This is a genomic window from Kordia jejudonensis, assembly GCF_001005315.1.
In the GTDB taxonomy this organism is placed as follows: Bacteria; Bacteroidota; Bacteroidia; order Flavobacteriales; family Flavobacteriaceae; genus Kordia; species Kordia jejudonensis.
Map to the genome: position 1 here is coordinate 1 of NZ_LBMG01000190.1, position 537 is coordinate 537.

1 protein-coding gene is annotated in these 537 nt (G+C 30.2%); it reads right to left on the reverse strand.

Annotated elements, in window-relative coordinates; all coding sequences use genetic code 11:
* On the reverse strand, positions 1–342 hold a 342-nt coding region (locus AA089_RS23270), incomplete at its 3' end, for a hypothetical protein (protein WP_156169315.1).
* Positions 343–537 lie beyond the last annotated feature (195 nt).

A 537-nucleotide genomic window follows, 5' to 3' on the forward strand; every position in this document is an offset into this window, starting at 1 on the left:
TAGTTCTAGAAGAATAGTATTAACTATTTCGGTATCAATAGCGAGTTGAACTTCATCTTTTTTAGGTGTTTCTTCAGTGGTTTGACGATGTTTTTCTAATAATTTCAAAATCTTTTCCAGTCGTTTATCGCCTCTTTTATTCAAAAAACACAGCAATCCGAATAAGAATATTAATAATGCAATACAACCTATAATGATATACATGCGCGTTTCAAAAGCCTGTTGCTTTTGTAGCAACGTCTCCATGGTTTGTTGAACTTCTATTCTTTCCAGTGTATTTGCATAGCTATAATTTGGGATCAAACCATAAGCCATTAATGTGATGATATATGTATTTTTCATTGTTTACTTAGTTAAAAAAATTCAACGGTTACCGTATGCAATTCATAATTTAGAATTCATCATTCTGAATTATGTTTAAGTTCCTTTTCAAGTTCTTCATCTACTTCATTGGTAATTTTTGATTTTTCTTTTAGTTGTAGTAGCATTCGTATAAATATGATTACGACAATCACGATCAGTATTGACTCTACAATG